Genomic DNA, 21,240 nt, shown 5'->3' on the forward strand with positions numbered 1-21,240 from the left:
CCGCCGCGCGGCCGCCTGCCTCAGGCCGGGCCGCGTGCGGCGCGCTCGCGCCAGGCGCCGGGATTCGCGCCCGACCATTCCTTGAACGCATGCGTAAACGCGCTCTGCTCCTGGTAGCCGAGCAGGAAGGCGATTTCCTGCAGCGACAGGCTGCCCTGGCGCAGGTAGTCGAGCGCCAGCGCGTGGCGGGCGCCGTCGAGCACCTGCTGGAAGCTGGCCCCGGCGTCGGCCAGCTTGCGCTGCAGGGTGCGCGGCGACAGGGCCAGCTCGGCCGCGATCGTGTTCAGGCGCACCCGGTCGTGCGCCAGGTTGCGGATGATGGCCGCGCGCACCTGGGCCACGATGGCGGGCGCTGTCGCTTCGCGCTGGCTGAGCACGCGTTCGGCATGCTGCTGCAGTACCGGATAGAGCGTGATGTCGGCATTCGGCAGCGGCAGCGCGAGCAGGCTGGCCGGGAAGTGCGCGCTGTTGGCCGGCGCATCGAAGCGCGGCAGGACGCCGAACACGCGCACGTACTCGCTGGTGTCCGTGCTGCCGGCATGGGTGAAGGCCAGCGCGGCCGGCGGCAGGCGGCCTCCGGCGAGCCAGTGGCCGAAGGTCTGGATGCCGGCGAAGACGCTGTCGGCCAGGTGGCGGCTCGCATGCGGATAGTGGCTGATCCATTCGTACTGCGCGTGGGTGGCGCCGAGCGTGAGCTGCGAGCGCCCGAGGTCGTGCGCCAGCGCCTCGTAGCGCATGGTCTGCTCGAAGGCCTGGCCGAAGTCGCGGCAGGCCAGCAGCACCAGGCCGTAGACGCTGTAGGTGCCGAGCTTGACGCATTCGCCCACGTGCAGGCCGAAGTGCTCGTCCTGCGCCAACGCCGCGCCGGCGTCGAGCAGGCGCAGGTAGTCGCAAGCGGGCAAGGAGTCGGGGAGCGGCGTTAGTAGCCCATCAGGCAAACCGGCGGCGCGCGTCAAGGCGTCAGTCGTCACGCCGCGCGCGCCGGCGGCGTCAAGCAGGGGCTGCAGGTAGGAGCCGGTGACCCGGGGCGGGGCCGAAACGCCGGCTGGCGCAATCGAGCAAGGCTGTGTCATAAAGGAGCAAGACGCCGCGGCGGTTTCCGCTTACTCTGGCATGAAATTTGATAATAAGTATAAGGGGAAAAGCGCATGAGACGGTGGAATGGCTGGGGCGACGACACGATCGATGTGGCACTCAATGACGATGCATTGGCCTTCCTGGAAGCGCGCATCGGCGCAGGACAGGCGCCGGCCGATGCAAGCTTCGACCAGGCCTGTGCTGCAATCGCGCCGAGCCGCCTCGCGCCGCATCCGCTGGTCGATACCGCGCCTTCCGTACGCGCCCTGCATGCACTCGGCCAGAGCCTGCCCGACTGGCTGCGCCTGCGCCACGGCCGCCTCGGCCCCGTGCCCGATGGCGTGGCATATCCGGAAAGCGCCGCCCAGGTGCGCGCGCTGCTGGCCTACGCGGCCGCGAACGGCGCCTCGGTGATTCCCTACGGCGGCGGCACCAGCGTCGCCGGCCACCTGAGCGTGGCCGATGGGCCGCCGACGCTGTGCATCGACATGACGCGCCTGCGCGCCATGACGGCGCTCGACCGCGAAGCGCAATTGGCCACATTTGGCGCCGGCGTCACCGGCCCCGACCTGGAAGCCCAGTTGCGCGCCCACGGCTACACCCTCGGCCACTTCCCGCAATCCTTCGAATACTCGACCCTGGGCGGCTGGGTGGTGACGCGCTCCTCCGGCCAGCAATCGCTGCGCTATGGACGCATCGAGGCGATGTTCGCGGGCGGGCAGGTCGAAACGCCCGCCGGCACGCTCGCCATCCCGACTTTCCCAGCGTCCGCCGCCGGCATCGACCTGCGCGAAATGGTGCTCGGCTCGGAAGGGCGGCTCGGCATCCTGACGGAAGCGACGGTGCGCGTGACGAAGCTGCCCGATTACGAAGCCTTCCATGCCGTCTTCTTTCCCGACTGGGAATGCGCCGTCCAGGCCGTGCGCACGCTGTCCCAGGCGCGCCTGCCGCTGTCGATGCTGCGCCTGTCCAATGCCATGGAAACGCAAACGATGCTGGCGCTGGCCGGCCACAAGCGCCTGGTCGGCTGGCTGGAGAAATGGCTGCTTCTGCGCGGCTGCGGCGAAGGCAAGTGCATGCTGCTGGTCGGCGCCACGGGCGCGAAGCGGCAGGCGCGCGCCGCCCTGGCCGATGCCTTCGCCATCTGCCGCAGCCAGGACGGCGTGCATATGGGGCAGGGGCTGGGCGAGCGCTGGCGCGCGAAGCGCTTTCGCAACGTCTACATGCGCAATACCGCCTGGCGCCACGGCTATGCCATCGACACGGTGGAAACGGCCGTCGACTGGCCAGGCGTCACGGGCGCCATGCAGGCGATCGAAGCGGCCGCCACGCGCGCCTTGGGCGAGCACGGCGAACGGGTGCACGCCTACACCCATTTGTCGCACCTGTACCCGCAGGGCGCCAGCGTGTATTCGACCTTCGTGTATCGCCTGGCGGGCGACTACGACACCGATCTCGCGCGCTGGCGCAGCCTGAAAACTGCCGTATCCGACGCCATCGTCGCCGGCGGCGGCACGATCAGCCACCAGCATGGCGTCGGCGCCGACCACGCGCCCTGGCTGGCAGCGGAAAAAGGCGAGCTCGGGCTGGACGCGATGCGCGCGCTGTTTGCGCGCTTCGATCCGGACGGGCGCATGAATCCGGGCAAGTTGGTGCTGCCGCTGGTTCAATCATGAAGGCGCTCTGGCCGCAGGGCTGGCGCGCTGCGCTGCCGGACCTATGCGCGCGCGAGTGGGACCTGTTGATCGTCGGCGGCGGCATCACCGGCGCCGGCATCCTGCTCGAAGCATCGCGCCGGGGTTTGTCGGCGCTGCTGGTCGAGCAGCGCGACTTCGCCTGGGGCACCTCGAGCCGCTCCTCGAAGCTGGTCCACGGCGGCCTGCGCTACCTGGCGCAGGGACACATCGGGCTGACGCGCGAAGCGGTGCACGAACGCGAAGCGCTGCTGCGCGACGCGCCCGGGCTGGTCGAGCCGCAGGGCTTTGCCTTCGCCGATTTCGGTACGAGCAAGCGCAAACGGCGCACCATGCTCGCAGGTCTCGCGCTCTACGACCTGTTCGCCGGACGGCGCGAAGCGCACTGGCTGGCTGCCGACGAATTCGCGCTGCGCGCGCCGAATGCGGCGGGGCCGAACCTGGCGGGCGGGATCGTCTACACCGATGCCAAGACCGACGACGCGCGCCTGGTCCTGCGCACGCTCGCCGAAGCGCGCCGTCACGGCGGCGTTGCCGTCAACTACCTGAGCGTGCAGGCCCTGCGGCGCGAAGGCGAGCAGGTGGTGGGCGCCTGCCTGCGCGACAGCGCCGCCGGCGAACAGCATGAAGTCAGGGCCAGGCTCGTCATCGACGCCTGCGGCGCCTGGAGCGGCATGCTCGGCGCCAGCAGCCTGCGCCTGCGCCCGCTGCGCGGCAGCCACCTGGTCCTGCCGGCCTGGCGCCTGCCGCTGGCGCAGGCGGTCAGCCTGATGCACCCCGTCGACGGCCGGCCCGTGTTCGCCTTTCCCTGGGAAGGGGCGACCCTGGTCGGCACGACGGACGTCGACCACAAGGAGGGCCTGGTGAAGGAAGCGGCGATCACGCGCGCAGAACTCGATTACCTGGTGGCGGCCCTGCAGGCGCAGTTCCCGCAACTGGGTTTGAGTGAGCGCGACGTGATTGCGACCTATGCCGGCGTGCGGCCCGTGGTCGACAGCGGCGCCGATGGCACGCCCTCGAAGGCGGGACGCGAACACGCGATCGTCGCGGCAAAGGGCCTGGTCAGCGTCACCGGCGGCAAGCTGACGACCTTCCGCGCGATTGCGCTCGCGACCCTGCGCGAGGCGCAGAAGCAGCTGCCCGGCTGGAGCGATGCGCTGGCGCCATGCCGCATTTTCGACCCCGTGCCGCTGCCGCGCGCGGCGCAGCGCCTGCCGGCGCCGGTCCTGCGCCGCCTGGCCGGGCGCTATGGAGAGCAGGCGCAAGCCCTGCTGGACGCGGCCGGCGTCACCGAGCTGGAAACCATTCCCGGCACCGAGACCCTGTGGGCCGAGCTGCGCTGGGCCGCGCGCGCCGAAGCGGTGGCGCAGCTGGACGACCTGCTGCTGCGCCGCACCCGCATCGGCCTGCTGCTGCGCGGTGGCGGAGAGGAACACCTGGCGCGCATCCGCGCGATCTGCCAGCCGGAACTGAACTGGCCTGACGCGCGCTGGGAAGAGGAGGCTCGCGCCTATGCCCGGCTCTGGCAAACCCACTACAGCCTGCCCGCGGCAGAGCAGGCATCCGCATGAAGACCGAACCGCTCATCCTCGCCATCGACAACGGCACCCAGAGCGTGCGCGCGCTGCTGTTCGACCTGCAGGGGAACATCGTGGCCAAATGCCAGGTGCCGCTGCAAGCCTATTTCTCGACCCACCCCGGCTGGGCCGAGCACGAGCCGGAAGGCTACTGGCAAGCCGTCTGCCGTGCCTGCCAGAGCCTGTGGGACCAACCCGGCGTGGAGCCCAGCGCCGTGCAGGCGGTTGCGGTGACGACCCAGCGCGGCACGGTGGTGAACCTGGACCGCGCCGGCCGGCCTCTGCGTCCGGCCATCACCTGGCTCGACCAGCGACGCACCGAGTCGGTCCCGCCGATCAGCGCCTTCTGGCGCACCGCCTTCAGGCTGGCGCGGGTGAACAACACCATCGATTTCTTCCGCGGCGAAGCCGAGATCAACTGGATTCGCGCCCACCAGCCGGAGGTGTGGGAAGCCACCGACAAGTTCCTGCTGCTCTCGGGCTACCTCAACTGGCGCCTGTGCGGCAGCTTCGTCGATTCGAGCGGCTCGCAAGTGGCCTATCTGCCCTTCGACTACAAGCGCCACCAGTGGGCCTCGAAACGCGACTGGAAGTGGCAGGCGCTGGCGGTCGAAGCGCGCATGCTGCCCGAACTGCAGCCGCCCGGCACGCAGCTGGGCACGATCGACGCGGATGCCGCCGCACAGACCGGGATCCCGCTTGGGACGCCCCTGTTCGCCGCCGCCGCCGACAAGGCCTGCGAAGTGCTGGGCGCCGGCTGCCTCGAGCCGCAGGTCGGCTGCCTCAGCTACGGCACCACGGCGACCATCAACACGACCAGCCGCCGCTATGTCGAGGTGACGCCCTTCGTGCCGCCGTACCCGTCCGCCGTGCCCGGCGCCTACAGCACCGAAGTGCAGGTCTTTCGCGGCTACTGGATGGTCAACTGGTTCAAGGAGCAGTTCGGCCATCACGAGCAGCTAAGGGCGCTGGCCGGCGACCTGGCCCCCGAGCAGCTCTTCGACCAGCTGGCCGAATCGGTCCCGCCGGGATCGATGGGCCTGATGCTCCAGCCCTACTGGACGCCCGGCATCCGGGTGCCGGGGCGCGAGGCGAAGGGTGCGATCATCGGTTTCGGCGACGTGCACACGCGCGCCCACGTCTACCGGGCCATCCTCGAAGGCCTGGCCTATGCGCTGCGGGACGGGAAGGAACGCATCGAAAAAAGGAGCGGCGTGCGCATCACCGAGCTGCGGGTGTCCGGCGGCGGTTCGCAGAGCGACGCGGCGATGCAGCTCACGGCCGACATTTTTGGCTTGCCGACCGCGCGCCCGCACGTCTACGAAACCTCGGGCCTGGGCGCGGCCATCGACGCCGCCGTGGGCTTGAAGCTGTATCCGGATTTCGCCAGCGCCGTGAAGGCGATGACGCGGGTGGGGCGCGTGTTCGAGCCGATCGAGGCCAACCGGGCGATCTACGACAAGCTCTATAAGCAGGTGTACCGCAGGATGTACCGCCAGCTGCAGCCGCTGTACCGCGAGATTGCCGACATTACGGGCTACCCGAAGCAGTGCTAGCGTTGTAGTGCGGCGTCGATGGTCTCGAAGGTAGCGCCGGTTCTGACCGCGCGCACCGCGTTGCGCCCGGCCTCCTTGACCGCGTACATGGCACGGTCGGCCTGCACGAAAAATTCCTTGATGTCGTCGAGCTGGGTCGGCACGATCGTGGCCACGCCCAGGCTGGCGGTGACCCAGTGCGACGTGGCGGAGCGGGGATTCGGGATGTTGAGCGACTCGATGTGGGCGCGGATCGCCTCGGCCAGCACGCAGGCTGCCTCGAAGCCGGTCTCGCCGAACAGCAGTACGAATTCTTCGCCGCCGTAGCGCGCGGCCAGGTCGGTCGCGCGCAGCGCATGCGACTGCAGCGCCATCGCCACTTGCTGCAGGCAGGTGTCGCCGGCGGCGTGACCCAGGCTGTCGTTATAGCCCTTGAAGTGGTCGACGTCGAGCACGATGAGCGACAAGGGCTGGCTCGAGCGGATCGCGCGCTGCCATTCCTTCTCCAGGAAGGTGTCGAAATGGCGCCGGTTGGCTATTTTCGTGAGCGGGTCGATCAGGGCGGCGCGCTGCAGCGCGTTTTCCGACTGCTTGTGGTGGGTGATGTCGTGCAGCAGGGCGACAAAGAGCGGCTGCTCGGCGCCCAGCGGGGTCAGGGTGAAGTCCATCGCGCGCAGGGTGCCGTCGCGCTGGCGGATCAGCACTTCGCGCGCGCCCGCCGCCACGCCGCCCACACCGCTCACCTTCATGCTTTCGCCAAACATCGCGAGGTATTCCTGCGCCACCGAAGGCGCCAGCAGGTCGTCGAGGGCGGCGCCGGCCAGTTCTCCGCTGGCATAGCCGAGGTAGCGGTCGCAGGCGGGATTGGTGTACTGGATGCGGCCGTTCGGTTCGATCACCATCAGGCCCTCGTCCATGCTGTCGACGATCAGGCGCAAACGCTCGGCCTGCTGTTGCTGCGACATGCTGGTGCGGCGCAATTGCAGCTGGGCGCGCACCCGGGCGCAGACTTCGGCCAGGCGCAGGGGCTTCGCGACGTAGTCGGACGCACCGATGTCGAAGGCAGCGACGATGTCGTCGGTCTCGTTCCTGGAACTGATGAACATGACGGGGATATGGCTCGTCGCTGGGTGCGCCTTCAGGCGGCGGCACACTTCCATGCCGTCCATGCCGGGCAGGACGATGTCGAGCAGGATCAGGTCCGGCTGGGCGCGCTGGGCAATGACCAGGGCACGCTCGCCGCTGTTGGCCACGAAGGTCTGGTAGCCCTGCTGCAGCATCATGGAACGCATGGCGCCGAGTTGGGCGGGAGCGTCGTCAACGATCAGGATGGCGGCCTGGCGCGTCGTTGCGGCAGGTGCGGAGGCTTGAGTGGACATTGCAATTCGTCGCAGTTGACGGGTTTGATCTCGTTCAAAATCATACCCCGATGTCCATGCTAGCGGGAAACTTGTTGTTTAAAGACTAGTTTTTATTGTTGCAATGCCACAACCAATAATTGCAATGTTATCAGTAACTTAAGGTATTCAATCAGGAAGGGGCAGCCGCTGCCTGCTGCAGCTGCCCCAAGCCGTTACAGCAATGCCGCGATCAGCTTGCCGAGGATCGCAATGCCTTCGCGGATGCGCTCGGGCGGTACCGTCACGAAGGACAGGCGCAGCGTATTGGTTTCGCCTTCGTTGGCATAGAAAGGCGCGCCCGGAACGAAGGCCACGCGCGAAGCGATCGCGGTGTCGAGCAGCTTCATGGCGTCGATGCTTTTCGGGAGCGTGACCCAGATGAACATGCCGCCTTCCGGCTTGGTCCAGGAGACGCTGGCCGGGAAGTGCTCGGCCATCGCGTCGAGCATGGCCTGGCACTGCTTGCCGTACAGGTCGCGAATGGTCGGGATATGCTCGTCGAGGAAGCCGTCCTTGATCACCTCATGCACCACCATCTGCGTGAGCTGGGCGGTGTGCAGGTCGGCGGCCTGCTTGGCCAGCTCGAGGCGGCGCACCAGCGGCAGCGGCGCGCACACGTAGCCCAGGCGAATGCCGGGCGTGAGCACTTTCGAGAACGAACCCATGTAGATGACGCCGTCCGGGTTCATCGCCACCATCTTCGGCATCGGCTCGCCCGAGTACGAGAGCGCGCCGTAGGGATCGTCCTCGATCAGCGGCAGGCCAAGGCGGGCGCAGGTGTCGACCAGCTCGCGCCGGCGCGCCAGCGACAGGGAGCGGCCGGTCGGGTTCTGGAAGTTCGGCAGCGAATACAGCAGGCGCGCGCCCTTGGCGACGGCGTCGATCGAGGACGGCACCAGGCCGTCCTCGTCGGTGGCGACCGAGGCGAACTCGGGGCGGTAGACCGAGAAGGCCTGCAGCGCACCGAGGTAGCTCGGGGTTTCGACCAGCACGCGGCTGCCTTCGTCGATCAGCACTTTGCCGATCAGGTCGAGCGCCTGCTGCGAACCCGACACCATCAGGATCTGCTCGGGCAGGATCTTCGTTCCTTCCGTGGACAGCGAATTGGCGATCCATTCGCGCAGCGGCGCATAACCATCGGTCGGGCCGTACTGCAGCGCCACCTTGCCGGCTTCGCTGAGCACCTTGTCGTAGGCTGCCTTCATGCGCTCGACCGGGAAGGTGGCGGGCGAAGGCAGGCCGCCGGCGAACGAAATGATCTCCGGGCGCTGGGTGATTTTCAGGATCTCGCGGATGAAGGAGCTTTGCAGCCCCTGCGCGCGTTCCGAAAACTGCCACTGGATGGGATGGGGATTCTCGATTTTCATGCTGGTCTCACAGGAATGAATCGCCGGCCCGGTATCCGGTGCCGGCCATGATGGGCGCGCTGGGTAAGCTGCCCGCGAAAGGGGCCAGGGCGGATAAGCCCGGCCCCGGAATGCGTTTGTTATGCCACTTCGACGATCATCTCGATCTCGACGCAGGCGCCGCGCGGGATCTGGGCCACGCCGAAGGCCGAACGGGCATGCTTGCCGGCGTCGCCAAAGACTTCGCCGAACAGTTCCGAGGCGCCGTTGGTGACCAGGTGCTGCTCGGTGTAGTCCGGGGTCGAATTCACGAGGCTCATCAGCTTGACGATGCGCGTGACGCGGGTCAGGTCGCCGCCGCAGGCATCCTGCAGCGTGCCCATCAGGTCGATGGCGATCGCGCGCGCGGCGGCCTGGCCGTCGGCGGTGGTCTTGTCCTTGCCGAGCTGGCCGACATTGACCGAGCCGTCCGCGTTCTTGGCGATGTGGCCCGAAATGAAGACCAGGTTACCGGTCTGCACGTACATGACGTAGGCGGCGGCAGGGGCGGCGGCCTGCTGCAGGGTGATGTTCAGTTCCTTCAGTTTGTCGTAGACGGACATGGCAATTCCAATGCGGTGGATGAAGCCGGTATTGTACGTCTTGAAGGGCGCGCTGGACACCGCCGCGGTAAGGGGCGCGTGGCGCCAACCCAGGGCGGACATTGCATTTTGTTATCAACTCGATATTGCTTGGTGGTATCATCGCGGCTTGCCGCAGTTGCGGCTCAAGAGGGAGATACACCTTGTTTACCCCGGTTTTCGCGCTCAAGCTTTTCCTGGTCCCGCTCCTGATCTGGCTCGTCACCCTGGCAGGCCGGCGTTGGGGGCCGGGCGTGGCCGGCTGGCTGTCGGCCTTTCCGATCGTCGCCGGCCCGATCCTGTTTGCGCTGAACCTGGAGCAGGGCGCGGCCTTTGCCGCGCACGCGGCCGAGGGGACGCTGCTGGCGGTGCTGGCGATTCTCGTGTTCTGCCTGGTGTATGCCTGGGCCTCAGTGCGCTGGGGCGTGGCCGGTTCCATGACGCTGGCCTTGCTGGCCTGGGCCGCGAGCGTGGCCCTGCTGCAGACGCTGCGCCTGCCGCCGGCTGCGGGCTTCCTGCTGGTGTGGGCTGCGCTCCTGCTGGCGGGGCGCCTGTTTCCGCCGGCCGTGCCGGTCGCCGTGGGCGCGCGCCGCAACGATCTGCCCTGGCGCATGCTCGCCGCCGCCGCGCTGGTGCTGGCGGTGACGGCCGGCGCGGCCCACCTGGGTGCGCGCCTGTCGGGCTTTCTGGCCATGTTCCCCGTCATGGGCAGCGTGCTGGTGGGCTTCGCCCATGCCGGCGCCGGACGCGGCAGCGCGGTGGCGCTGCTGCGCGGCATGGTGACCGGCTTCTATGGGTTCGCCGTGTTCTGCGTCGTGCTGGCGCTGCAGTTGCAGCCGGGGCGCGTCGGGACCGCGTTCGCACTCGCTTTGGGCTGCGCACTGGTGGTACACGTGGCGGCGCGGCGTCTGCTGGCGCCGCCTCCTTCGGCCGCGCTTGCGAGGGCCTCTTGAAAACCGACACGCTATCCCAATATTGCAGCAATCCGTTCAACACCTAATCCGTTCAATCTGTAACTAACGAGGAACAAGATGGCGCACGCCGAAAAAGAAACCCTTGGCTTTCAAGCTGAAGTAAAGCAGCTGCTGCAACTGATGATCCACTCCTTGTATTCGAACAAGGAAATCTTCCTGCGCGAACTGATATCCAACGCCTCCGACGCGGCCGACAAGCTGCGCTTCGAAGCGATCAACAACGACGCCCTGTACGGCAATGACCATGAGCTGAAAATCCGGGTCACGCTGGACAAGGAAGCGAAAACGATCACGATTTCCGACAACGGCATCGGCATGAGCCGCGAGGAAGTCATCTCGCACCTGGGCACGATCGCCAAATCGGGCACCAAGGAATTCTTCTCGCGCCTGTCGGGCGACCAGCAGCAGGACGCGGCCCTGATCGGCCAGTTCGGCGTGGGCTTCTATTCCGGCTTCATCGTCGCCGACCGCATTACGGTCGAGACGCGCCGTGCGGGTGCCGATGCATCGGAAGGCGTGCGCTGGGAGTCCGCCGGCGAAGGCGACTACAGCGTCGAATCGATCGAGAAAGTCGGCCGCGGCACCGACGTCATTCTGCACCTGCGCGCCGGCGAAGAAGAGCTGCTGTCGAACTGGAAGCTCAAATCGATCATCCGCAAGTACTCCGACCACATCTCGCTGCCGATCCTGATGCAGAAGGAAGAGTGGGACGAAGAGGCGAAAGCCACCGTCGCGCGCGACGAGTTCGAGACCGTGAACCAGGCCAGCGCGCTGTGGGCACGCAACCGCTCCGAGATCACGAAAGAGCAGTACGACGAGTTCTACAAGCACGTCTCGCACGACTTCCAGGAGCCGCTCACCTTCACGCACAACCGCGTGGAAGGGCGCAGCGAATACACCCAGCTGCTGTACGTGCCGAGCCACGCGCCGTTCGACCTGTGGGACCGCAGCAAGCGCAGCGGCATCAAGCTCTACGTCAAGCGCGTCTTCATCATGGACGATGCCGAGCAGCTGATGCCGACCTACCTGCGCTTCATTAAAGGCGTGATCGATTCGGCCGACCTGCCGCTGAACGTCTCGCGCGAGATCCTGCAGGAGTCGCGCGACGTGAAGGTGATCCGCGAAGGTTCGACCAAGCGCGTGCTTGGCATGCTGGAAGAAATGGCGAACGCGGACGAAGCCGAGACGAAAGACAAATACGTCACCTTCTGGAAGGAATTCGGCCAGGTGCTCAAGGAAGGCATCGGCGAGGACGCGACCAACAAGGACCGCATCGCCAAGCTGCTGCGCTTCGCCTCGACCCAGAACGCGTCGGACGACCAGACCGTGTCGTTCGAAGAGTATGTCGGGCGCATGAAGGAAGGCCAGGACAAGATTTTCTACGTCACGGCCGATAACTTCAACGCCGCCAAGAACAGCCCGCACCTCGAGATCTTCCGTAAAAAGGGCGTCGAAGTGCTGCTGCTCACCGACCGCGTCGACGAGTGGATGCTGTCCTTCCTGACCGACTTCGACGGCAAGGAACTGACCTCGGTGGCCAAGGGCGGCCTGGACCTCGGCAAGCTGGAAGACGAAGCCGAGAAAAAGGAACACGAAGAGACCGAGACCCAGTACAAGGACCTGGTCGAGAAGATGAAGGGCGCTTTGGCGGAGAAGGCCAAGGACGTGCGCGTGACGCACCGCCTGACCGATTCGCCGGCCTGCCTGGTGGCGGACGAGCACGAGCTGTCGGCCAACCTGGTGCGCATGCTCAAGGCCGCCGGCCAGAACGCGCCCGAGTCGAAGCCCATCCTCGAGATCAACCCGAACCACCCGCTGGTGACGCGCCTGAAGTACGAAGATGCGACCCAGGCGCGCTTTGCCGACTGGTCGCATATCCTGTTCGACCAGGCGATGCTGGCCGAAGGCGGCAGCCTGGCTGACCCGGCGAGCTTCGTGAAGCGCCTGAACGAGATGCTGCTGGCGATGGCGAAGTAAACGCCGGAGGAGTAGACGAAAAAACGGCCCGGGCAGCGATGCCCGGGCCGTTTTTATATGCTGGCGCCGGTTCGGCGATCAGGTCTTGCGGCGGCGTGCCCCGGCCAGGGCGGCAAGCGCCAGGCCAAACAGCGCAAGGTTGGCAGGCTCAGGCACGTCGCTGCGCTGGCCGATATCGAGCTGGAACACGGCGTTATTGGTGGTGAAATTGAAGATGTCGCGCGAGTCGTAGGCGATGCGCAGGCTGTTGCCCGTGAAGCTGAACTGGGCGGCGGCGTTCGTGGTCAGCTGATCCGATACGAGGCTCAGGCCGCGCAGGTATTGGCCGGCATCGAATGTGAGGTTATCGATGGTCAGCACGTAGGTCTGGAAGTCCAGGTTGTCCTGCGAATCGAGGGTCAGCAGTCCAGTGCTTGGGTTCAGGTCGATGAAGACGCGGCCACCGCTCCAAATCGACGGATTGTCGAACGCGGTGCTGCCGTTGATCTCGAAGCCGCTACCGATCGCACCGCTGTATTCGGCGGTCAACGGACCGCTGCGCTGGCAGCAGTATGGCAGGTCGGCAGCAGATTTGATGTCGGCCGTCAACACGTCGGCATTGGCCGCTGTTGCGCTGATTGCGAGAAGGAAGGAAAGCAGAAATTTACGCATGAGACACCCCTATGGTTTAGTTTTAATTACAGCTCATCCATTAGCACAATTTGTGCCAGGAAATAAAGCATGAGGCAAATCAAGTATTTACGGCTGCCAGCTGCGTTAAATTTTGCTCGGCTGTAAGGTTTTCCGACAGTGCGCTGCCCGGGAGCGGGGCTGGCTTCAACGTGGCGCCGGCGCGCCGCTGGCGTGGAAGAAGACGCGCCGCGCAAGCCTGGTGAACCCGGTCTGGAACAGCTGCTTGCGATGTTCGGTCAGCTGGCCAATTATCAGGGTCGCCGCGATGATCAGCATCACCAGCGCCAGCACATCGCCAGGATGCGACTGGCGGTGCGGATAGACGAGCAGCCACGTCTTCATTACCAGGGCATGCGAGAGGTAGAGCGTGAAGGTGTACGAGGCCAGCCAGCGCACCGGCCGCTCGATGCGCAGCAGGGCCTGGAGGCCGGCGCTCTTCGCGCACAGGAAGTTCACCACGACCAGCACGCAGACCAGGTAGTCGGCCAGGTAGCGGTCGGCGCTTTTCAGGGGCAGTCCGGTCCAGGGCCAGTGTGCCAGGGCGAATGCGCGCAGCGCCGCATCCAGGTCGCCCAGCTTGAACGCCGCCAGCAGCGCCAGCGTTGCGCACCAGCCGGCGAGCGCCAGCGGACGCGCGATCGTATGCGTCTTGTGCCAGTGGTAGGCGCCCACGCCGGCCAGCCATACCGGCAGCAGCAGCCAGAGCTTCGGCCCCACGAACAGCAGCACCGAGCCGACGACGGCCAGCCGGCGCCTGCCGCGCAGGTAGAAGGCCGCGCCGAACAGGACGTAATACCAGACCTCGTAGCCGAGCGACCAGTAGGGTGCGAGCAGCGGCGGCGGTTCGGAGACGGTCCAGAGTTCGCCCATGAACAGCAGGTGCAGCGGCAGGTAAAGCCAGGGTTTGGCCAGCTGGTAGTAATGCGCGAGCGTCCCCTGGCCCGACAATACCAGCACGGCGGCCACGGCAAAACCGAGCAGCAGCACGGGCAGGGCGACCGAATAGATGCGCGTGCAGCGGGCCACGCAGTAATCATGCAGGCTCGCGTTCTTGTACTCTGTGGTGTAGGCGATCACGAAGCCGGAGAGCACGAAGAACACCACCACCGATTCGCGCCCGAGGTTGGGCAACCAGGCGACGGCACTGGGGGCGACCACGCCATAGGGAACAAAGTGGCTGACGACGACCAGCACCGCCGCCAGGAAGCGGCAGCAGTCGAGGTAGAGCGAAAATGGACGGGGAAGCGGGAAGACCGGGGTTGTCATGGTCGTGCCTGGTGGTGCAGCGGCCATGATAAAGGCATCCCTGAGCTTGCAGCCGTGGCTAGGCGCGCAGCTGGGCGAGGAAGTCGAGCAGCAGCTGCTCGCCCTCGGGCCAGTCGCCGAAGCCTGCGTCGGCATTCACATGGCCGGCGTCGCCGATCTCGACATAGCTGCTGCCCCAGGCCTCGGCAAAGGCGCGCGCCCGTTCGCGGCTGACGAATTCGTCATTCGTGCTGGCGAGGACCACGCTGGGAAAAGGCAGGCGCGCCATCGGCACCGGCGCAAAACCGTTGGCGTCGATCGGGTAGGATGGGGCCTCGACGTCGCTCGGCGCGACCAGGAAGGCGCCGGCTGCGCGCAGGGGCGAACCGGACGCCGCCCAGTGCGCGGCCAGCATGCAGCCCAAGCTGTGCGCGACCAGCACCGGCGCGCCATTGCAGGTGGCGATTGCCGCATCGAGTTCAATGACCCATTCGCTTTGCACCGGGTTGTTCCAGTCGCGGTGCTGAACGCGGCGCCACGCGGGATGGCGCGCTTCCCAATGCGACTGCCAGTGCTGCGGGCCCGAATTCCACAAGCCCGACAAAATCAGTACGTCGCCATCCATGCCGCCTCCTTGTCGTTCAATCCATTCTACATGGGCTAACGGTCGGCCGTTCACAGCGCCGTGCGCAGCGCGAACAGTTCCGGGAACAGCACCACGTCAAGCATCTTGCGCAGATAGCTCACGCCCGCCGTACCGCCGGTGCCTTGCTTGAAGCCGATGATGCGCTCGACCGTCGTCACGTGGCGGAAGCGCCAGAAGCGGAAGGCTGTCTCCAGGTCGACCAGCTTTTCGGCCAGTTCGTACAAGGCCCAGTGCTGTTCCGGATCCTGGTAGACGGCGAGCCAGGCGGCCTGCACCGAATCGTCGTGCGCGGTCGCCTCGCTTGGCGCGCGCGCCAGGCGTTCGGGGGAGATCGTAAAGCCGCTCCCCGCCAGCAGCTGCACGGCTTCGTCATAGATCGAAGCTGTCTGCAAGGCGCCGGAGAGCACGGCATGGGCCGGCGGATTCTTTTCGTGCACCGCCAGCAGGGCCGCGTTCTTGTTCCCGAGGATGAATTCGAGTTCGCGGTACTGGTGCGACTGGAAGCCCGAGGAGGCGCCGAGATAGGGGCGGATGGCCGTGTATTCGGACGGCGTCATGGTCGCCAGCACGTCCCAGGCGTGCACCAGCTGGTCCATGATGCGGGCCACGCGCGCCAGCATCTTGAATGCGGGATTGAGTTCGCCGGCGCGCAGGTGCACGCGCACCGCGTGCAGTTCGTGCAGCATCAGCTTGACCCAGAGTTCGCTGGTCTGGTGCTGGATGATGAACAGCATCTCGTTGTGGTTCGGCGAGAGCGGGTGCTGGGCCGACAGGATCTGGTTCAGGCCGAGGTAGTCGCCGTAGCTCATCGACTCCTTGAAGTCCATCTTCGCGCCATGCCAGTCGGCGGGTTTTTTCTGATCGTTGTCCATGTACGCCTCAAGTCACCGCGCCGCGTTCGGCGGCCACGTCGTAGTCTTCACGGTCGAGAATATCCTTCAGGATCGCCACCGCATCCCAGACGTCGACAAAGCGCGTGTACAGCGGCGTGAAGCCGAAGCGCATGATCTCCGGTTCGCGGTAGTCGCCGATCACGCCGCGCGCAATCAGGGCCGCCATCACCGCATAGCCGTGCGGATGGGTAAAGCTGACCTGGCTGCCGCGCCGGGCATGCGCGCGTGGCGTGACCAGGCCCAGCGGGTGGCCGGCGCAGGTGGCTTCCACCAGTTCGATGAAGAGGTCGGTCAGGGCCAGCGACTTGGCGCGGATCGCGTCCATGCTGGTTTCTTCGAAGACTTCGAGGCCGCACTCAACCAGGGCCAGCGACACCACCGGCTGGGTGCCGCACAGCGCGCGGCCGATGCCATCAACCGGTGCGAAGCCGGGCGCCATGGCGAAGGGCCTGGCGTGGCTCCACCAGCCGGTGAGTGGATGCTGGAACTGCGCCTGGTGGCGCCGCGGCACCCAAATGAAGGCGGGCGAGCCGGGACCGCCGTTCAGGTATTTATAGGTACAGCCGACGGCGAAGTCGGCTTCCGCGGCCGTCAGGTCGAGCGGCACGGCGCCGGCCGAGTGGGCCAGGTCCCAGACGATCAATGCACCATTTTGGTGCGCGTGGCGGGTGAGGGCGGCCATGTCGTGCTGGTAGCCGGTCCGGTAGTTCACGTGGGTCAGCATGACGACGGCGCAGTCAGCGTCGATTGCTCCCGGCAGTTCGTCGACGGAGTCGACCAGGCGCACGCGGTAGCCCTGTTTCAGCCAGGCGCTCAGTCCCTCTGCCATGTAGATATCGGTCGGGAAGTTGCTGCGTTCGGTGACGATGACCCGGCGCGCCGCGTTCAGCCCCGCGGCCTGGATGTGCACGGCGGCGGCCAGCGCCTTGAACAGGTTGAGCGAGGTGGTGTCGGTGACGGCCACTTCGCCCGCCTGCGCACCGATCAGCGGGGCCAGGCGTTCGCCCAGGCGCTTGGGCATGTCGAACCAGCCGGCCGTGTTCCAGCTCTTGATCAGGTCCTGGCCCCATTCGCGCGCCACCACCGCTTGTGCGCGCTCGAGCGCCGCGCGCGGACGGGCGCCCAGCGAATTGCCGTCGAGGTAGATGACATCGGGCGGCAGGTCGAAGCGCTCGCGCAGGGGCGCCAGGGGATCGGCGGCGTCGCGCGCGATGCAGCCGGCGCGGGTAATCGAAAGTTCGCTCATGCTCATGTCTATATAGAGAGGTGGAGGGCAGGGCCGTTCGGGCGGGAGTGTAGCAAGAAAAGGGAGGCTGAAGTCAGCTGCAAGATGACGCTTTTGCATCTGTTGTCCCTGCCACGAACTTTTTTGAACTTTTTTGAACTTTTTTCACTCTGAACCCTAAAGTTCAGCCGAACGCTGCCGTAAAGGAGTCAGAGGCAGCAGAACGGTGACGAAAAAAGTTCAAAAATAGTTTGAAATCACCCTAAAGTTCCTCGCGATGCTGCCGTTAAAGGTGCATCAGGCAAGAAAGCGGGTCGAAATTAATTTCAAAACGACCCTAAAGTTCTGGATTTGGTTGACGTAAACCAACACATGAGCAGATTGCCGCGCTGGCTAGCAAGTTGATACAGCCCAGTTCGCATCACCGCTTCAGCCTCCTGCTTCATAGGAGCGCACCCCACCTTGGCCCGGGTTTGTCAGACAAACTCCTACGGGTACACCCGCGTTTACCGGACGCAAAATACAGTGTCCGTCCGATTCCCCAAAAGTTTCCGTACAGTCAGAATCTATCTCACTGGCAACACACATAGCGCCAGGTTCAACGGAAGATGGAGAATAAAAATGACTGCAAACGACATGATGGCTGAAATTCGCGACGCCAACCTGAGCTACCTGATGCTGGCCCAGCAAATGATCCGCGCCGACAAAGTCACCGCCATTTTCCGTCTGGGCATCTCGGCCGACATCGCCGACCTGATCGAAGGCATGAGCAACGCCCAGATCCTCAAGCTCGCCGGCGGCAACATGATGCTGGCCCGCTTCCGCTTCGATGACACCGCGATCCTGTCGATGCTCACCAGCCACACCAAGGATCGCGCACTGGCCCAGTCCCACGCCGCCATCCTCATGGCCGGCCAGCCTGCTGAAGAAATCGCCTAAGTTGCCTGTCAGTGGATAAATTTCCACTGGGCTACATTGTAAAATCCCGCTGAGCTCAGGCTGATGGTGTAGGATAGCTGTGAACCAAGCGGAGCCGTCGGATGAGTAAAAAAAGCGTCGTATCAGAAGCGCAGGAAATCCAGCTCGCCATCGAGCTGATCACATTGGGCGCCCGCCTGCAATTGCTCGAGAGCGAAGTCTCGCTGTCCCGCGAGCGCCTCATCAAGCTGTACAAGGAGTTGAAGGGCATGTCGCCTCCCAAGGGCATGCTGCCGTTTTCGACCGACTGGTTCCTGACCTGGCAACCGAACATCCACTCCTCGCTGTTCATCAATATCTATAACTTCCTGGTCGAACATGCCGGTGCCACCGGCGTCCAGGCGGTGATGAAGGCCTATAAACTCTACCTCGAACAAATGCCGGCCGCGCCCGGCGAAGAGCCGCTGCTCTCGCTGACCCGCGCCTGGACCCTGGTGCGTTTCTTCCAGAGCAACATGCTGGCGCTGGCCCCCTGCGGCAAGTGCAAGGGCAAGTTCGTCGTCAATTCATTCGACCTGAACAGCGACTACCAGTGCGGCCTGTGCCACATGCCTTCGCGCGCCGGCAAGACGCGCAAGGCCAAGGACGCCGCCGCGCTCGACGCCGCCAACGCCATCGAAGCGGCCCGCCAGGATGCCCAGGGCGGGGCGTAAGTAACTCCCGTGACCTTCACGCTCCTGCGCGCACCCGCCGTGCGCGCGCTCCTCTGCCAGATCGCCGCCTTTCCGCTGACCCTGCTCACCGTCTACCTGCTCGCGCGCGCCGCCATGCAGCCGACCTATCTCGTGGCCGCGCTCCTGCAAGGCGCGTTTGCCGCGCTCTTCACCTGGCGCTGGCGCCTGGCCTCCTGGTGGATCGCGATCTGCCTGCTGTTCCCGCTGGCCTTATACGGCGCGAGCGGCCTGGACTTGCCGCCCTGGCTGTTCTTGACCGTCTTCCTGTTCATGCTGGTGCTGTACTGGTCGACCTTCCGCACCCAGGTGCCCTACTACCCGTCCGGCAAGACGGCCTGGGCGGCGGTGGCCGCGCAGCTGCCGCAGGGCAGGGCAGTGAAGGTGATCGACATCGGCAGCGGCCTGGGCGGCCTGGTGCTCGACCTGGCGCGGCGCCGCCCGGATGCGCAGGCGACCGGAATCGAACTGGCGCCGCTGCCCTGGCTGGCCAGTTTCCTGCGTGCGCGCCTGCAAGGCAGCCGGGCGCGCTTCGTGCGCGGCGACTATGAGTCACTCGATTTCGGCCAGTACGACGCCGTGTTCGCCTACCTCTCGCCGGCAGCGATGACGGCGCTCTGGCGCAAGGCCCAGCGCGAAATGCTTCCCGGCAGCATGCTGATGAGTTATGAATTCGCTATTCCCGCCGCACCTGCGCCGGTATCGCTCCATCTACAAGATACTGGTCGAACTCTCTACATATGGCACTTTTAGGCCACAAATCGGGCCTTTTTACTTGCCCGTAGGCCATTCTCAAGCTATTGTTCCAGCTGTAGTAGTTCCCCAAGTAAATATTTTTTCTGAGATACATTGTCTCGGATACTCGCGTCGCATCCGCGTCACTGCTAGTTGCCATCTGGAGCACGTTCTTGTTAGTTATTATTGGTTACGTCATTGTCTGTGCTTCGGTGTTCGGCGGCTTCATCCTGGCCGGCGGGCATGCGGCCATCCTGTTCCAGCCGATCGAGCTCCTGATGATCGGCGGCGCGGCCGTCGGCGCATTCTTTGTCGGTAACAACAACAAGTCGATCAAGGCGACAATGAAGGCGATGCCGGGCCTGTTCAAGGGCTCGCCTTATACGCGCGAAATGTACATGGAACTGATGTCGCTGCTGTTCGACGTCCTGTCCAAGGTCCGCAAGGAAGGCCTGATGTCGATCGAGGGCGATATCGAAGCGCCCGAAGCGAGCCCGCTGTTCTCGAAATACCCGCTGGTGCTGGCCGACCATCACATCATCGAATTCATGGCGGACTATCTGCGCCTGATGGTGTCCGGTAACATGGACGCCTTCCAGATCGAGAACCTGATGGACAACGAGATCGAGACCCATCATCACGAAGGCCTGGTGCCGGCTCACGTGATCGCCAAGCTCGGCGACGGCCTGCCGGCCTTCGGTATCGTGGCGGCCGTCATGGGCGTGGTCCACACGATGGAATCGGTCGGCATTCCGCCGGCGGAACTGGGCATCCTGATCGCCAAGGCGCTGGTCGGTACCTTCCTGGGTATCTTGCTGGCCTACGGCTTCGTCGCACCCCTTGCCAGCCTGCTCGAGCAGAAGCTGGACGAGTCGAGCAAGATGTTCCAGTGCGTGAAGGTGACCCTGCTGGCCAGCCTGAACGGCTACGCCCCGGCCCTGGCCGTCGAATTCGGCCGCAAGGTGCTGTATTCGACCGAGCGCCCGACGTTTGCCGAGCTCGAAGAACACATCAAGAAATCGAAGGCCAAGTAAGCCATGGCCGATGAAGGAATGCGCCCGATCATCGTCAAGCGGATCAAGAAGACCGCTGGCGGGCATCATGGCGGCGCCTGGAAAATCGCCTACGCCGACTTCGTGACGGCGATGATGGCCTTCTTCCTTTTAATGTGGCTGCTGGGTTCGACCTCCAAGGGCGACCTCGAAGGCATCGCCGAACATTTCAAGAATCCGCTGAAGGTGGCGATGTCGGGCGGCTCCGGTTCCGGCGACAGCTCCTCCGTCATCAAGGGCGGCGGTACCGACCTCACGCGCCGCAACGGCCAGGTCAACAAGGGCGATACCGAGACCAACAAGAAGACCTACGACCTGAACGCCGCCAAGGCTGCGCTCGAGAAGGCCGAAGGCGAGCGCCTGAAGTCCCTCAAGATGAAGATCGAGTCGGTCATCGAAGCCAATCCGGTCCTGAAAAAATACCAGAACCAGCTGCTGCTCGACATCACCAGCGAAGGCCTGCGCATCCAGATCGTGGACGAGCAGAACCGCCCGATGTTCGCGCTGGCGAAAGCCACGCTCCAGCCGTATACCAGCGACATCCTGCACGTGCTGGGCATGGTCCTGAACGACGTGCCGAACCGGATCGGCCTGTCGGGCCACACCGATTCGACCCCGTATTTCAGCGACGCCGGCTACAGCAACTGGGAACTGTCGGCCGACCGCGCCAACGCCTCGCGCCGCGCGATGGTGGTGGGGGGGCTGGCCGACGAGAAGATCCTGCGCGTGGTCGGCCTGGCCGCGGCTGCGCCGCTCGACCGCGCCGATCCGTTCAACCCGATCAACCGCCGGATCAGCATTATCGTGATGAACAAGCGCACCGAAGAAGCCATCATGCGCGACGCCGCCACGCTCGACGTGCCGGCGGACGACGGCAAGGCGGCCGCACAGGCCGTTGTTGCCGCGACCAAGTAAGCAGCAGG

The 21,240-nt window shown here is 65.3% G+C and carries 19 protein-coding genes; 10 read left to right on the forward strand and 9 right to left on the reverse strand.

Translation table 11 applies throughout. From position 1 onward, the window contains the following. Positions 1-20: 20 nt before the first annotated feature. Entirely contained in the window at positions 21-1,073 is a 1,053-nt protein-coding gene (locus NMB41_RS09010; RefSeq protein ID WP_494382127.1) for an AraC family transcriptional regulator, read from the reverse strand. Positions 1,074-1,148: 75 nt separating this feature from the next. Between NMB41_RS09010 and NMB41_RS09015 the strand changes: the two genes are divergently transcribed. The 3 genes from NMB41_RS09015 to NMB41_RS09025 are packed head-to-tail and all read left to right on the forward strand — an operon-like array spanning position 1,149 to position 5,904. Continuing rightward, positions 1,149-2,753 carry an FAD-binding oxidoreductase gene (locus NMB41_RS09015; protein ID WP_494382128.1) on the forward strand — a complete coding sequence of 535 codons (1,605 nt, stop codon included), beginning with the start codon at positions 1,149-1,151 and terminating at the stop codon, positions 2,751-2,753. Then, positions 2,750-4,342: a glycerol-3-phosphate dehydrogenase/oxidase gene (locus tag NMB41_RS09020; RefSeq protein ID WP_494382129.1), complete on the forward strand. Its 1,593-nt coding sequence runs from the start codon at positions 2,750-2,752 to the stop codon at positions 4,340-4,342. The genes NMB41_RS09015 and NMB41_RS09020 overlap by 4 nt, the downstream gene beginning before the upstream one ends. Beyond that, on the forward strand, positions 4,339-5,904 hold the full coding sequence (locus NMB41_RS09025; protein ID WP_494382130.1) for an FGGY-family carbohydrate kinase: 1,566 nt from the start codon (positions 4,339-4,341) through the stop codon (positions 5,902-5,904). Before NMB41_RS09020 ends, NMB41_RS09025 begins: the two co-directional genes overlap by 4 nt. Here NMB41_RS09025 and NMB41_RS09030 read toward each other — a convergent pair. From NMB41_RS09030 to NMB41_RS09040, 3 genes are all read right to left on the reverse strand, one after another. Beyond that, a complete protein-coding gene (locus NMB41_RS09030; protein ID WP_494382131.1) occupies positions 5,901-7,262 on the reverse strand; it encodes a diguanylate cyclase in 1,362 nt (453 codons plus the stop codon). The genes NMB41_RS09025 and NMB41_RS09030 overlap by 4 nt on opposite strands. A 194-nt stretch (positions 7,263-7,456) precedes the next feature. Next, a complete protein-coding gene (locus tag NMB41_RS09035) occupies positions 7,457-8,650 on the reverse strand; it encodes an aminotransferase-like domain-containing protein (RefSeq protein WP_494382132.1) in 1,194 nt (397 codons plus the stop codon). A gap of 119 nt (positions 8,651-8,769) precedes the next feature. Continuing rightward, complete coding sequence (locus NMB41_RS09040; RefSeq protein WP_494382812.1) at positions 8,770-9,231, reverse strand: RidA family protein; 462 nt, start codon at positions 9,229-9,231, stop codon at positions 8,770-8,772. A gap of 182 nt (positions 9,232-9,413) precedes the next feature. On the opposite strand from NMB41_RS09040, the gene NMB41_RS09045 reads away from it, so the two are divergent. Both NMB41_RS09045 and htpG read left to right on the forward strand, forming a co-directional pair. After that, on the forward strand, positions 9,414-10,202 hold the full coding sequence (locus NMB41_RS09045; protein WP_494382133.1) for a hypothetical protein: 789 nt from the start codon (positions 9,414-9,416) through the stop codon (positions 10,200-10,202). 78 nt (positions 10,203-10,280) lie between these two features. Beyond that, positions 10,281-12,200, forward strand: coding sequence for a molecular chaperone HtpG (gene htpG, locus NMB41_RS09050; RefSeq protein WP_494382134.1), 1,920 nt, complete (start codon positions 10,281-10,283; stop codon positions 12,198-12,200). 78 nt (positions 12,201-12,278) lie between these two features. Here the strand turns inward: htpG and NMB41_RS09055 are convergent, their stop codons facing one another. The 5 genes from NMB41_RS09055 to kynU form a co-directional block, all read right to left on the reverse strand. Next, on the reverse strand, positions 12,279-12,851 hold the full coding sequence (locus NMB41_RS09055) for a PEP-CTERM sorting domain-containing protein (protein WP_494382135.1): 573 nt from the start codon (positions 12,849-12,851) through the stop codon (positions 12,279-12,281). Positions 12,852-13,016: 165 nt separating this feature from the next. After that, the gene (locus tag NMB41_RS09060; RefSeq protein ID WP_494382136.1) at positions 13,017-14,138 is read right to left on the reverse strand and encodes an acyltransferase family protein; all 1,122 of its coding nucleotides are present in this window, start codon (positions 14,136-14,138) and stop codon (positions 13,017-13,019) included. 58 nt (positions 14,139-14,196) lie between these two features. Next, positions 14,197-14,742 carry an RBBP9/YdeN family alpha/beta hydrolase gene (locus NMB41_RS09065; protein ID WP_494382137.1) on the reverse strand — a complete coding sequence of 182 codons (546 nt, stop codon included), beginning with the start codon at positions 14,740-14,742 and terminating at the stop codon, positions 14,197-14,199. A gap of 50 nt (positions 14,743-14,792) precedes the next feature. Then, positions 14,793-15,635, reverse strand: a complete 843-nt coding sequence (gene kynA, locus NMB41_RS09070; protein WP_494382138.1) for a tryptophan 2,3-dioxygenase — start codon at positions 15,633-15,635, stop codon at positions 14,793-14,795. Between the two features lie 7 nt (positions 15,636-15,642). Beyond that, positions 15,643-16,902 carry a kynureninase gene (gene kynU, locus NMB41_RS09075; protein ID WP_494382139.1) on the reverse strand — a complete coding sequence of 420 codons (1,260 nt, stop codon included), beginning with the start codon at positions 16,900-16,902 and terminating at the stop codon, positions 15,643-15,645. A gap of 600 nt (positions 16,903-17,502) precedes the next feature. On the opposite strand from kynU, the gene flhD reads away from it, so the two are divergent. The 5 genes from flhD to motB all read left to right on the forward strand — a co-directional run bounded on the left by flhD (position 17,503) and on the right by motB (position 21,232). Continuing rightward, entirely contained in the window at positions 17,503-17,820 is a 318-nt protein-coding gene (gene flhD, locus NMB41_RS09080) for a flagellar transcriptional regulator FlhD (protein WP_229437064.1), read from the forward strand. A gap of 101 nt (positions 17,821-17,921) precedes the next feature. Then, positions 17,922-18,512 (forward strand): flagellar transcriptional regulator FlhC, encoded by a 591-nt coding sequence (flhC, locus tag NMB41_RS09085; protein ID WP_494382140.1) that lies wholly within the window; start codon positions 17,922-17,924, stop codon positions 18,510-18,512. A 9-nt stretch (positions 18,513-18,521) separates the two neighbouring features. Next, positions 18,522-19,283 carry an SAM-dependent methyltransferase gene (locus NMB41_RS09090; protein ID WP_494382141.1) on the forward strand — a complete coding sequence of 254 codons (762 nt, stop codon included), beginning with the start codon at positions 18,522-18,524 and terminating at the stop codon, positions 19,281-19,283. Positions 19,284-19,438: 155 nt separating this feature from the next. Beyond that, positions 19,439-20,299: a flagellar motor stator protein MotA gene (gene motA, locus NMB41_RS09095; protein WP_494382142.1), complete on the forward strand. Its 861-nt coding sequence runs from the start codon at positions 19,439-19,441 to the stop codon at positions 20,297-20,299. 3 nt (positions 20,300-20,302) lie between these two features. Beyond that, entirely contained in the window at positions 20,303-21,232 is a 930-nt protein-coding gene (gene motB, locus NMB41_RS09100; RefSeq protein WP_494382143.1) for a flagellar motor protein MotB, read from the forward strand. Positions 21,233-21,240 lie beyond the last annotated feature (8 nt).

This window comes from Massilia sp. FBCC-B171, assembly GCF_059134155.1.